General features: G+C 59.4%; 15 protein-coding genes. 10 read left to right on the top strand and 5 right to left on the bottom strand.

The window, feature by feature from the left end; translation table 11 throughout:
* Together B4F73_RS07390 and rdgB are read right to left on the bottom strand one after the other, a co-directional pair.
* The coding region (locus B4F73_RS07390; RefSeq protein ID WP_290482887.1) for a coproporphyrinogen-III oxidase family protein at window positions 1-640 on the bottom strand (640 nt) is incomplete at its 3' end.
* Between the two features lie 2 nt (window positions 641-642).
* Window positions 643-1251, bottom strand: coding sequence for an RdgB/HAM1 family non-canonical purine NTP pyrophosphatase (gene rdgB, locus B4F73_RS07385; RefSeq protein WP_349679548.1), 609 nt, complete (start codon window positions 1249-1251; stop codon window positions 643-645).
* Between the two features lie 133 nt (window positions 1252-1384).
* Here rdgB and B4F73_RS07380 point away from each other — a divergent pair, with 133 nt between their 5' ends.
* From B4F73_RS07380 to B4F73_RS07360, 5 genes are all read left to right on the top strand, one after another.
* Window positions 1385-1906: a DUF2975 domain-containing protein gene (locus B4F73_RS07380; protein ID WP_242517450.1), complete on the top strand. Its 522-nt coding sequence runs from the start codon at window positions 1385-1387 to the stop codon at window positions 1904-1906.
* Between the two features lie 11 nt (window positions 1907-1917).
* Window positions 1918-2157 (top strand): helix-turn-helix domain-containing protein, encoded by a 240-nt coding sequence (locus B4F73_RS07375; protein ID WP_027839066.1) that lies wholly within the window; start codon window positions 1918-1920, stop codon window positions 2155-2157.
* Window positions 2158-2544 (top strand): hypothetical protein, encoded by a 387-nt coding sequence (locus tag B4F73_RS07370; protein WP_206992002.1) that lies wholly within the window; start codon window positions 2158-2160, stop codon window positions 2542-2544.
* A 42-nt stretch (window positions 2545-2586) separates the two neighbouring features.
* On the top strand, window positions 2587-3084 hold the full coding sequence (locus B4F73_RS07365; RefSeq protein WP_206992001.1) for a CreA family protein: 498 nt from the start codon (window positions 2587-2589) through the stop codon (window positions 3082-3084).
* A 67-nt stretch (window positions 3085-3151) separates the two neighbouring features.
* Window positions 3152-3592, top strand: coding sequence for a group III truncated hemoglobin (locus tag B4F73_RS07360; protein ID WP_034816928.1), 441 nt, complete (start codon window positions 3152-3154; stop codon window positions 3590-3592).
* Here B4F73_RS07360 and rph read toward each other — a convergent pair.
* Entirely contained in the window at window positions 3589-4314 is a 726-nt protein-coding gene (gene rph / locus B4F73_RS07355; protein ID WP_256434947.1) for a ribonuclease PH, read from the bottom strand. The genes B4F73_RS07360 and rph overlap by 4 nt on opposite strands.
* An 89-nt stretch (window positions 4315-4403) precedes the next feature.
* Here rph and B4F73_RS07350 point away from each other — a divergent pair, with 89 nt between their 5' ends.
* The 3 genes from B4F73_RS07350 to B4F73_RS07340 all read left to right on the top strand — a co-directional run bounded on the left by B4F73_RS07350 (window position 4404) and on the right by B4F73_RS07340 (window position 7842).
* Window positions 4404-6074, top strand: coding sequence for a formate--tetrahydrofolate ligase (locus tag B4F73_RS07350; protein ID WP_290482885.1), 1671 nt, complete (start codon window positions 4404-4406; stop codon window positions 6072-6074).
* Window positions 6075-6139: 65 nt separating this feature from the next.
* Window positions 6140-7231, top strand: a complete 1092-nt coding sequence (gene hrcA, locus B4F73_RS07345) for a heat-inducible transcriptional repressor HrcA (protein WP_206991998.1) — start codon at window positions 6140-6142, stop codon at window positions 7229-7231.
* The gene (locus B4F73_RS07340) at window positions 7228-7842 is read left to right on the top strand and encodes a nucleotide exchange factor GrpE (RefSeq protein ID WP_034816921.1); all 615 of its coding nucleotides are present in this window, start codon (window positions 7228-7230) and stop codon (window positions 7840-7842) included. The genes hrcA and B4F73_RS07340 overlap by 4 nt, the downstream gene beginning before the upstream one ends.
* On the opposite strand, the gene B4F73_RS07335 is transcribed toward B4F73_RS07340, so the two are convergent.
* Complete coding sequence (locus B4F73_RS07335) at window positions 7843-8679, bottom strand: SMP-30/gluconolactonase/LRE family protein (protein WP_290482884.1); 837 nt, start codon at window positions 8677-8679, stop codon at window positions 7843-7845.
* A 77-nt stretch (window positions 8680-8756) separates the two neighbouring features.
* Complete coding sequence (locus tag B4F73_RS07330; protein ID WP_051608005.1) at window positions 8757-8969, bottom strand: DUF2061 domain-containing protein; 213 nt, start codon at window positions 8967-8969, stop codon at window positions 8757-8759.
* Window positions 8970-9273: 304 nt separating this feature from the next.
* Between B4F73_RS07330 and dnaK the strand changes: the two genes are divergently transcribed.
* Both dnaK and dnaJ read left to right on the top strand, forming a co-directional pair.
* Window positions 9274-11199 (top strand): molecular chaperone DnaK, encoded by a 1926-nt coding sequence (gene dnaK, locus B4F73_RS07325; protein WP_290482883.1) that lies wholly within the window; start codon window positions 9274-9276, stop codon window positions 11197-11199.
* A gap of 100 nt (window positions 11200-11299) precedes the next feature.
* On the top strand, window positions 11300-12478 hold the full coding sequence (gene dnaJ / locus B4F73_RS07320; protein WP_290482882.1) for a molecular chaperone DnaJ: 1179 nt from the start codon (window positions 11300-11302) through the stop codon (window positions 12476-12478).
* The last annotated feature ends 97 nt before the right edge of the window (window positions 12479-12575 follow it).

Raw genomic sequence — 12575 nt, 5'->3', positions numbered from 1 at the left:
GAGCCGCCGCCTTGCCGAAGGCCGTACGCTCCTCGATCGTCAGTTCGTACAGGGATATATGGGGCGCACCATACTCCAGAACATCTGCAAGCTCCGCCTGCCACTCATCCTCTGACTGGCCGGGTCGGGCATAGATCAGGTCGATTGAGACATTCGGGAATATCTTCATGGCCCGCCTCAAGGCTGCGCGCGCGACGTCGCTATCATGATCACGGCCCAAAAAAGCCAATGCATGATCCCGCAGAGATTGTATGCCGATGGAAAGCCGGTTGATACCTGCCGCCTTCAGCCCCTCAAGGTCCATGCGCATGATGTCATTCGGATTGGCTTCAATTGTAATTTCAGCATCATGTTTCAGGCCGAAACTGTCACCGGCAGCAGTGACCAGCCCGGCAATGGCGTCGGGGGCCAGCAAGGACGGCGTCCCTCCCCCAAGATAAAGACTGTCGGCCGCCCCATGCTCTGGCATGCGCGGACGATGGATCGCAATATCTTTCCGGATTGCCTTCAACAAGGGTTCCAGGTCGCGGTCCTTGGCTGCGTACACATTGAAGTCGCAGTATGGGCAGATCTTCGCACAGTACGGCCAGTGGATGTAGACTCCAAATCCATATTGTGGACCGAACTGAGAGGATTCCATCGTCACGATAGCAGCGCCGCTTTGAGCTTCTCAACCGCCCGTGCGCGGTGACTCATCGCGTGTTTCAAAGCGGGCTCCATTTCGCCAAACGTGATCGATTCCCCATCTGCGACAAAAACAGGATCGTATCCGAAGCCCTTGTTCCCACGTGGCGGCCAGGTCAGCTCCCCATGGACTTCGCCCTCAAACACCTCCGCATGACCGTCTGGCCAGACAATGGCCAGCGCGCAGACAAATTTCGCCGAACGGTCGGTGGCGCCAATATCATCGAGTTCGCGCTGAACTTTCTCCATCGCCTTGCCAAAGTCGCGCGGTTCGCCCGCCCATCGGGCTGAGTAAATGCCCGGCGCGCCGCCCAAAGCTGTAACAGACAGGCCAGAATCGTCGGACAGCGCCGGAGCACCCGTAGCCTCAGCCGCCGCCCGCGCCTTGAGGATTGCATTGCCGGCAAACGTCGCTTCGGTTTCTTCCGGTTCGGGCAAGTCGAGCTCAATCGCCGAGACGACCTCAAAGCCCAGAGGCGCGAACAGATCCGTCAGCTCGGATACTTTGCCCTTATTATGGGTCGCCGCGACCAGCCGTCCGGGCGAGAGCCTTCGAATCATGCTAATTTCACCCATTCTGTATTGGCCCTATTCTTGCTTTTGTCATTAAAGTATATATCGTTATTCGGTAAGCCTTGCGTCTTTAGCGATAAAGTCGAGCGGCTCCATGTCAACAACGCCGGAAGGTGAAAAGATACGCATGAGTACAAACGCGGGAAACTCCATGGCCGCCATCATGACCGTGCTGGTGACGATTGTCATGTGGATGACTGCCCTCATCGGCGCAATCGTTATCCTCGCAGCCGGGATAGAATTGATCTCCATGTTGTCAGGCAATCCAATCAATATTGGCGGCATCAAGATCGACGACCATGATATCAGCGTGCACGAACTCAGCGCAGGCCTGCTCGGCGCTGTTGTGGTGGTCGCTGCTGTCGTCTTTGTCTGTCTTGAATTGCGCAAGATCCTCGCAACCCTGTCTGCAGGTGACCCGTTCGTACCGGATAATGCTGGTCGGCTCACGCGAATCGCCATCGCCATCGCGGTGACACAACTGATGCGGTACGCGATCGCATTGGTGATCGGACTGACAGCCGAAGGGGCAAAAATACAATTGTCTTTCGACCTTATCGCATGGGCATCGGTTGCGGCGCTCTTCATCCTGTCCCAAGTCTTCCGTGAGGGCACTCGCCTTCGCGACGAAGAAAAAATGACGATTTAGGAGCACAGGATATGTCCATACGCGTAACCCTCGACCGAGTGCTTCTAGATCGCCGCATGTCTCTGACGGAGCTATCAGAACGCGTTGGCGTAACGCTGGCCAATCTTTCGATCCTGAAAACCGGCAAGGCCAAAGCAGTGCGGTTCTCCACACTTGAAGCCTTGTGCCGGGAACTGGATTGCCAGCCAGGTGATTTGCTTGTCTTCGACGACGAGGATTCGGCGGACCATGAACAAGTCGCGGCCGAATAGGTGACGCGTCTCCGCCTCCTGCCGTTCGAACCAGGCGATGTCGTTTCGGTCCGGTTTGGAGTGGTCCTGTCGCATTATGGCGTAGTGACCTCCCGCGGGACAATCATCAGCAATTCCCGCCTGCATGATGGTGTCGTCGAACAAAGCCCCGATCAGTTTTCGACCGGTCGTGAGATTCGCCTGCATCGCCGCTACAGCTCGCTGGATGGCCACCTCGTGGAAAGCCGCGCCCGTCGCCAGCTTGGCCGTGACTATGATCTGTTCGGCTCCAATTGCGGCCATCTTGTCCGCCATGCGCACCGCCGCAAGCCAACGCCGATGCAGATTGGGGCAGCGACTGTCCGCGCATTGGGCGACATGCTATCCAGCAAGCGAAATCCTTACTGACTCAGACAAGGAACGTCGAAGGCCTTTCGGCGTAGCTACAGCATGACCCACAAGATTGCCTGCGCGATGCTCGCCCTGATCCTGCCCCTTGCTGCGTGTGGCGGTGACAAGGAAGTTGGCGAATTCAAGAATGACTGGCTCGGCAACGAGATCAAGATCAAGCAGTTACAGGATCCCGATATTCAGGGTATCGTCTGCCATCTCTCTTATTTTGATCGTGGCGTCTGGGACAGGCTTGGCAAGGGCAACTGGTTTGAAAACCCGTCCAATTCCTCGATATCATGCCTTCAGTCGGGCCCGATCCGCATCGGTCGGATTGATCTGGACAAGTCCGGCGAGGAAGTGTTCGACCAGAACCAGAGCCTGGTCTTCAAACAACTTGCCGTCCGCCGGATTTACGATGCCGATTCCGACAGCCTGATGTACGTCTCCTACAGCCGCAAGATCGTCGACGGCTCTGCCAAGATGAGCCTGTCGACCGTGCCGCTGTTTGGGCGTGATGTGACCTGGCAAAATGGGAAGCCGGCTTCCGGCAATTAGTCCACCGACACATGTTTTCGGCAATTACGTATGGACGCCGGACAGTTCGGCGCCCATGTGCGGCTGCATGACAATGAGAGTCCGATCTGCTGATGATCGTCGCCGCGAGATTCAGGAAAACGCCACGCGCCTCGGCATCGACGAGGCGTTCATTTCCGATCTTGTCGAGCGGTTCTATGCCCGCGTCCGCGCCCACCCCCTTCTGGGCCCGGTTTTCGAGCAAGAGATCAGAGACCAGTGGCCATCCCACCTCGCCAAGTTGAAGGATTTCTGGTCGTCGGTGTCCATGAACACGGGTCGCTATTCCGGCAAGCCTTTCCCGGCCCATATGAAATTGACGGGCATCACGCCCGCCCATTTCAATATCTGGCTCGCCCTGTTCAGATTGACGCTGGAAGACCTGTCGGACAATCCGGAAACGGTGGACTACTTCATGGAACGCGCCAATCGCATAGCCCGCAGCTTCCAGCTCGGCATGTTCGAACTGGGCAACGGCCCCGGCATTTAGCCCAGCGCGGCCTTCTGCGCGTCGAACAGTTCCATACAGCCTTTTTCCGCGAGTCTCAGCATTTCATCGAGCTCAGGACGGGTCATCGGGCGCTCTTCGCCGGTGCCTTGCACCTCGATAAAACCACCATCGGAACTCATCACGACATTCATGTCGGCTTCACCGCGTGAATCTTCCGGATAGTCGACATCCAGAACCGGGTGGTCCTGGTAGATGCCCACAGAAATGGCGGCCGCCTGCTTTGTGATTGGATCCGCAGAAATCACGCCTTCGGCGCGCAGGTAGCGACAGGCCATGGCCAAGGCAACAAATCCGCCGGTGATCGAAGCCGTGCGCGTGCCGCCATCGGCCTGCAACACGTCACAATCTATGGTGATCTGGTTCTCGCCCAGCGCCTTCAAGTCACACACTGAACGCAGGGAGCGACCAATCAGGCGCTGAATTTCCTGCGTGCGACCGGACTGTTTGCCGGAGGCTGCTTCCCGCCGACCGCGTGTATGTGTTGCGCGCGGCAACATGCCATACTCAGCGGTGACCCAGCCCTTGCCCTGCCCTTTCATCCAAGGCGGGACGTTCTTTTCCCAACTGGCGGTGCACAGGACATGCGTGTTGCCGAACTTGGCGAGGCATGAGCCTTCAGCATAGCGCGTGACATTGGTCTCCAGCGTCACGTCGCGAAGCTGGTCAAAAGCGCGTCCGGATGGACGAATAAGCGTGCTCATTTTGAATTCCTCATTGCTGCCCTGCCTGATTGCGGGTTTTGACGCGCCTGTCTACACCGGGAGAGAGGTTCATAACCGCCGGGGGAATCATGCCGACAGATATCGAGATCGCCAGAAGCGCCAAGAAGCGCCCTATTCACGAATTGGCCGAAGCGCTCGAGATCGATCCAGAAAACATTATACCCTATGGCCATGACAAGGCGAAGATCGCAACCGGTCACCTGACGGCTATAAAATCAAAGCCCAATGGCAAGCTGATCCTGGTCACCGCGATCAACCCGACACCTGCTGGCGAAGGCAAGACCACAACCAGTGTCGGACTGACAGACGCAATGAACCGGATCGGCGAGCGCACCTTGCTCTGCCTCCGTGAACCTTCGCTCGGCCCCTGTTTCGGGATGAAGGGCGGAGCCACAGGCGGCGGCCAGGCGCAAGTGGTGCCGATGGAGGACATCAACCTCCACTTCACGGGTGACTTCCACGCGATCACCTCCGCCCACAACTTGCTTGCTGCCATGATCGACAATCACGTCCATTGGGGCGGGGACAGCGGCATCGATCCCACACGGATCACATGGCGCCGCGTCATGGACATGAATGACCGCAATCTGCGCAGTGTCGTAACGGGCCTCGGCGGCAGCCCGAATGGCACACCGATGGAAACCGGCTTCGACATCACTGTCGCATCCGAAATCATGGCAATCCTCTGCCTGGCAAAGGATGCCCACGACTTGCAAGCCCGGCTGGAGCGCATGGTGATCGGCTATCGCCGGGGGCGCGTGCCTGTCACGGCGAAAGACATGAATGCGGTCGGTGCCATGATGGTCCTTCTGAAGGACGCCATGCTGCCCAATCTGGTCCAGACCCTGGAGGGCAACCCAGCACTCATTCATGGCGGCCCGTTTGCCAATATTGCGCATGGCTGCAGCTCTGTGATCGCCACGCAAGCCGCACTCAAGATGGCAGATTTCGTCGTAACGGAAGCTGGCTTCGGAGCAGATCTCGGCGCGGAGAAGTTCTTCAATATCAAATGCCGCCAGGCTGGCCTCGCGCCCAGCGCTGCGGTGCTCGTCGCGACCGTTCGCGCGCTGAAGATGCATGGCGGCATCGCCAAGGAAGACGCCGGCACCGTCAGTTACGACTCGCTCGAAAAGGGCCTTGCCAATCTTGGCCGCCATATCGAGAACATGAAACAGTTCAACGTCCCGGTCGTCGTGGCAATCAACCGGTTTACCTCGGACACATCCGGTGAAATCGCCGCAATTGAAGCCTACTGTGCCCAACAGGACGTACCCGTCTCCGTCTGCACGCACTGGGCTGAAGGGGGGCATGGCGCCGAACACCTTGCGCACACAGTTGCCAATCTTGCGCGAAACGCACCGGCAGATTTCGAACCGCTCTATCCGCCGGAAATGCCTCTCTTTGACAAGATCGAAACCGTTGCCCGGCGCATCTATCGTGCCAGCCATGTCGAGACGACCCCTTCGGTACGCAACCAGCTGGAACGTTGGGAAAAGGCAGGCTTCGGCCATTTCCCTGTCTGTATGGCAAAGACGCCCTACAGTTTTTCAAGCGATGCCAAACTGATTGGCGCGCCCGAAGACCATGTTCTCAAGCTTCGTGACGTGCGCCTGTCTGCGGGTGCGGGGTTCGTCGTGGGAATCTGTGGTGACATTGTCACCATGCCGGGTCTTCCCCGCCAGCCTGCTGCGGAAAACATGCACCTCAACACCCTGGGTCAAATCGAAGGCCTTTCCTGATTGGTGCTCAGCAGGCGGGATGAAACCTGTTGAACGCAGCGCGGCACACGCCTAATCAATAAGGGATGATCCAGCCACTCGACACGCAATCCCTGTTGCAGCGCCTTGACCAGCGTTCTCGCGACATTTTCCGTGAGATTGTCGAAGGCTATCTGACCACAGGCGAGCCTGTCGGCTCCCGCACCTTGTCGAAAAGCGGGATAGCCCTCTCTCCTGCCTCCATCCGCAATGTGATGGCGGATCTGACTGAACTCGGCCTGCTGGAATCGCCCCACATCTCTGCCGGACGCGCGCCGACCCATACCGGCCTGCGCCTGTTCGTCGACGGCTTTCTCGAAATCGGAGAGCCCAGCCGCGCCGACCGTATGGAGATTGATGACCGCCTCAAGTCGGCGGGCACCAATATCGAAGCGGTCATGGGCGAAGCCTCGAATATCCTGTCCGGCCTGACCGGCGGTGCAGGCCTGGTCACGTCCCCAACCCGCGACGCCGTGGTCAGGCATGCCGAATTCGTACCGCTCGGCGGACGCGAAGCGCTCTGCGTCATCGTCACAGAGGATGGCGATGTCGAGAACCGTATCGTTGAAGTGCCCGAAGGGCTGCCGGCAACGACGCTGATCGAGGCGGGTAATTATCTCTCAACGCGCGTGCGCGGTCGCACCCTGACGGAAGTCGCCAGCGATATCCGTCAGGAATTGCGCTCGCATCGCGCCGCGCTGGATCAGGCCGCATCCTCGCTGGTGGAACAGGGACTGGCGCAATGGAGCGGTGATGCACCCGGACGGGGACGCTCCCTGATCGTGAGAGGCCGTGCCAATTTGCTCGAAGACGCACAGGCCGCAGAAGATCTCGACCGGGTACGCCAGCTGTTCAACGAGCTTGAACGCCAGCAAAGCTTGCTCGATATCCTCGACACAACCCGAGAAGCGGACGGTGTGCGGCTGTTCATTGGTGCGGAGAACCAGCTTTTCCCGCTATCGGGTTCAAGTGTGATTGTGGCTCCCTATATGGGAGGCGGAAAACAGGTTATTGGCGCACTGGGCGTGATCGGCCCCACCCGGCTGAACTATGCCCGCGTCATACCTATGGTCGATTATACGGCGAAAGTGGTCGGGGAACTCCTCTCCACACGCCGCAAAAAGGATACGCAAGGATGAGCGACGAAACCAAACCCGGCGAAACCGCTGAAATTGATTCCAATACTTCCAAGGCTGACCTCAAAGCGGCTGCGGACGATATCCTGAAGTCTGCGCCCAAGCAGGAAGACGCACCCGAAGCGCAAGCGGACGTGGATCCTGTGCAGCAACTTGAGATCGAGAAAGAAGAGCTGCGCGAGCAATTGCTGCGAACGCTGGCCGACCTCGACAATACGCGCAAGCGCGCCGAGCGTCAGGTGTCCGACGCGCGCGTCTACGCCATCGAGAAATTTGCCGGCGACCTGCTCAGCGTTTCGGATAACCTCTCCCGCGCCCTCGCCGCCCTGACCGATGAAGATCGCGCTGCCCTGTCAGAAGCTGGCCGGAACCTGTTCGAAGGCATCGAGATGACGGAGAAGGAGCTGCACACAGCCCTCGCCCGTCATGGCGTTACGGTGATTGCCGCCCTGCCCGGCGACACATTCGATCCGAACCTGCATCAGGCCGTTGCAAACATTCCGTCTGACCAGCCAAACGGCACCATCGCCTCCTGCTTCCAGCCCGGCTGGAAGATCGGCGAGCGCACCTTGCGCGCCGCCATGGTCGCCGTCAGCGCAGGCGCAGCGAACTGATCAACGCCCCACCTTCCACGTCGTAACGGTGTTCTGCCGCCAGTTCGGCACGATGACCGTATCGCCGATCACCGTCAGGTCATTCTGAGAGACCGGTTCATCAAACAGGGTGGCGACCGCGCCATCTTCGCCGACATAGTGGATCTGGCCGGGCCAGGACGAGACGAGATAGCCGCCGCCCGGCACGAGCCCGATCCCGTCGGCATTTTCCATGCCGGCGGCAATCTCGGTCAATTCGCCCTCTGCGGTCACGCTGAACAAGCTGCCGGTTGTCATGGTAGAGACCAGCATCCGGTCGCCATCGCCCAACAGGCCATTCACGCCCGCCAGCCGCTCATCCTGCAGCCAAAGCTCAGCCGTACCGTCTGATATCCGATAGATCGCCGCATCACCGGAATCCGACACATAGATCGCGCCGTTCCAGTCGGTCGCATCATTGAGAAATTTGGCGCCCTCAATGCGGACTGAGTCCAGTCGCTCGCCGTCTTCGACGTTGAACATCACCACGCTATCAATGTCGGCGGCATACAGAGTCCCGTCCAGCACGGCCATGCCCTTGGGCGCGTCCAGTTTCGCTGCCCAGTAGCGCGTCGTGATACTGCCGTCGGCTGCAAGATGAGAAATGTAGCCATTCCCATCCTTGTCAGTCCCCTCTCCGACCACGTTCGAAATGAAGTATCCGCCATCCGGCGCAGCAGCGACACCTTCTGGACTTTCAAAGCCTTCCGCAATCCAGACCTGCTCAATGCTCGCCACAGAGAGCGCCTTGTTGACAGGCTCTGACGTGCAGGCCGCCAATAGACAGATGGAAAAGATTGGAACGAAGGTGCGGATCATCTGGAGCCTCCCCGGCTTCTGCTTTTTTGGCACTATGCCCGGCAGGATACCCAAACGTCCAGAAGTTCCGGGATAATTCAGCCCAGCGGCTCGGGCGCGGTGCGCCCACGGCCGGGCAGGCGCTCCCACAGGCGCTCATGAAACGTGTAGGCGAGGGTCTGCACGGCCGGTTCAATCATTCCGATGGCCAGCGCCGCATGCCAGTTACGCGTCAGGGCAAACGCCACGGCAATAGCGACCGTAAAGTGCATCAGGCTGTATGTGAGTGTCTTGATGAGTTGGCGCGGCATGATATTTCCTTTCACACCAACTGACATAGTGAGACTGAGAACCATTATCAAATAAATTGCTGTTGGGGTTGCTATAGGGCCGACCTATAGCAGCAATGCACCAAAATCCTGTACAGCTACGTATTGTTCCCCCCTTGAGACGCGCTAAACCCTTCCCATATCGCAAGACGAACCGGCGCACGGATCAAAACCGTTTCCGCCGCCTCATTTGAACCCTTGGAAAGAGCCACTGGCTGTCCGGGGCTGCTGAGCAGACCGCAACAGAACACGGCCCGTGGCGGCTTGATAAAAAGAGAGATGCAACATGAGCAAAATCATTGGTATTGACCTTGGAACCACCAACTCCTGCGTCGCCGTCATGGAAGGCGGACAGGCAAAGGTCATTGAAAACGCAGAAGGCCAGCGCACAACCCCGTCCGTTGTGGCCTTCACTGAAGGCGGCGAACGCCTGATCGGCATGCCGGCCCGGCGCCAGGCTGTCACCAACCCGGATTTCACCTTCTACGCCATCAAGCGTCTGATCGGTCGCCAGTTCGACGACCCGACCGCGCAGAAGGACAAGGAAATTTCCCCGTTCGAAATCGTCAAAGGCCCGGCAGGCGACGCCTGGGTCAAAGGTCGCGACAAGGATTACGCACCACAGGAAGTGTCTGCTTTCATCCTGACCAAGATGAAGGAAACGGCTGAAGCCTATCTCGGCAGCGAAGTGACCCAGGCGGTCATCACCGTGCCTGCCTACTTCAATGATGCGCAACGCCAGGCAACCAAAGACGCCGGCAAGATCGCGGGTCTTGAAGTCCTGCGGATCATCAACGAGCCAACCGCTGCGGCCCTCGCCTACGGCCTCGACAAGGACGAACAGTCCAAGACGATCGCAGTCTACGACCTTGGCGGTGGTACGTTCGACGTCTCCCTGCTCGAAATCGGCGACGGTGTGTTCGAAGTGCTGTCCACCAATGGTGACACGTTCCTCGGCGGTGAAGACTTCGACCTCCGGATCGTCGACTTCCTTGCAGAAGAGTTCAAGAAGGATCAGGGCATTGACCTGAAAGCCGACAAGCTTGCCCTTCAGCGACTCAAGGAAGAAGCCGAGAAAGCCAAGAAAGAGCTTTCCTCTGCCAGCCAGTATGAAGTGAACCTTCCCTTCATCACGGCAGATGCGACCGGCCCCAAGCACCTCAATATCAAGCTGACGCGCGCCAAGTTCGAAAGCCTTGTCGAAGACCTCGTCAAGCGCACCATCGAACCGTGCAAGAAAGCGCTCGCAGATGCTGGCAAGTCTCCTTCCGACATCGACGAAGTCGTTCTCGTGGGCGGCATGACCCGCATGCCGGCGGTTCAGGAAGCCGTGAAGAAATTCTTCGGCCGCGAACCGCACAAGGGTGTGAACCCGGATGAAGTCGTTGCCATCGGCGCAGCGATCCAGGGCGGCGTGCTGCAAGGCGACGTGAAAGACGTGGTCCTGCTTGACGTGACCCCGCTCTCGCTCGGTATTGAAACACTGGGCGGCGTGTTCACACGCCTGATCGACCGCAACACGACGATCCCGACCAAGAAGTCCCAGGTGTTCTCGACGGCTGACGACAATCAGCCTGCCGTGACGATCAAGGTCTTCCAGGGCGAGCGCGAAATGGCCGTCGACAACAAGATGCTCGGCCAGTTCAATCTCGAAGGCATCCCGCCAGCACCGCGCGGCTTGCCTCAGATTGAAGTGACCTTTGACATCGACGCCAACGGCATCGTGTCCGTGTCCGCCAAGGACAAGGCCACGGGCAAAGAGCAGCAGATCACCATCCAGGCGGACGGTGGCCTGACGGACGAGGACATCAAGAACATGATGGCCGACGCCGAAGCCAATGCGGGCGAGGACAAGGCACGCCGCGAACTCGTCGAAGCCAAGAACCAGGCCGAAGCGCTGGTGCACCAGACCGAAAAGCAGGTCGAGGAGCATGGCGACAAGGTGTCTGACGAGGTGAAAGCCGAGATCAAGACGGCGTCCGACGAGCTGAAAGAGGCCCGTGAGGGCGACAACATCGCTGACATCCAGGCCAAGCATCAGGCCCTGATGACGGCCGCCATGAAGCTCGGCGAGGCAATCTATGCCAGCCAGCAGGATGAGGCGGCCACTGCGGACGCAGCCGCCGATGCGGCAGCCGACGGCGATGATGTGGTCGATGCCGACTTCGAGGAAGTCGACGACGACAAGAAGGACCAGGACAAGTCCGCCTGATCGGGGCTTCGTCATGATGTCTGTTTTTCTGCACAACCATGTGGACAGGGCGCGCGAAAGCGCGCCCTTCTCCGCATTCAAAGTTTCAAGGTGATCCCCGATGTCGAAGCGCGATTACTATGACGTGCTCGGGGTGAGCCGGGACGCGAGCGCGGAAGAGCTGAAAAAGGCTTACCGCTCGCAGGCTAAAAAGCTTCACCCCGACCAGAACCACGGCGACAAAAATGCCGAACAGCGCTTCAAGGAGCTGAACGAGGCCTATGACGCGCTGAAGGACGAACAGACCCGCGCCGCCTATGACCAGTTCGGCCACGCCGCCTTCGAGGGCGGCATGGGCGGACGCGGCGGCCCCGGCGGTATGGGCGGCGGCTTCGGCGGCGGCTTCGGCGGCGCGTCCATGTCGGATATTTTCGACGATCTCTTCGGCGAGTTCATGGGCGGAGGCGGTCGTGGCGGCGGACGCGGCGGACGACGTGGCGCTGGCGGCCAGATGCGCGGTCACGATCTTCGCTACAACATGGAGATCAGCCTGGAGGAAGCCTTCGAGGGCAAGAAGGCGCAGGTCCGCGTTCCCAGCTCCGTTGCTTGCGACGCCTGCCACGGTTCGGGCGCGGCGCCGGGCTCAAGCCCGATCACCTGTCCGACCTGTCAGGGCGACGGCAAGGTGCGAGCCTCCCAGGGCTTCTTCACCATCGAACGAACCTGCCCGACCTGTCATGGCCGCGGCCAGACAATCGACAAGCCCTGTCCCGTTTGCAGCGGCGCGGGCCGCGTGGAAAAGGAACGCACGCTCTCCGTCAATATTCCGGCGGGCGTCGAGGACGGCACACGCATCCGCCTGGCGGGCGAGGGCGAGGCCGGCATGCGCGGCGGACCCGCAGGCGATCTCTACATCTTCCTGTCGGTGAAGCCGCACCGGCTCTTCGAGCGCGACGGGGCGGATCTTTTCTGCCGCGTACCCATTTCGATGGTTACGGCGTCGATGGGCGGCGAGATCGAGGTGCCCACGCTGGGCGGTAAGAAGGTTAAGGTCAAGATTCCCGAAGGCGCCCAGACCGGACGGCAGTTCCGCCTGAAAGGCAAAGGCATGCCGGTGGTGAACTCGCGCGAGACGGGCGACCTCTATATCCAGATCACCATCGAGACGCCGGTGAACCTGACCAAGAAGCAGAAGGAGCTTCTGCGGCAGTTCGAGGATGCATCCTCGCCGAGCAACAGCCCGGAAAGCGCAGGCTTCTTTGCCAGAGTAAAAGAATTCTGGGAAGGGTTTCAGACCTGACACGCCGGCTCCGATGACACAACAAAAAGGGCCCCACGGAAATCTCCGCGGGGCCCTTTTCCATGAGACCGTTTCGCTTTTCGGCGGCTAGAGGCCG

Source organism: Hyphomonas sp. UBA3601 (assembly GCF_002375605.1).
Lineage (GTDB): Bacteria > Pseudomonadota > Alphaproteobacteria > Caulobacterales > Hyphomonadaceae > Hyphomonas.
Note: the sequence above shows the minus strand (reverse complement) of the source record. Positions and strands in the feature narration are given on the sequence as shown.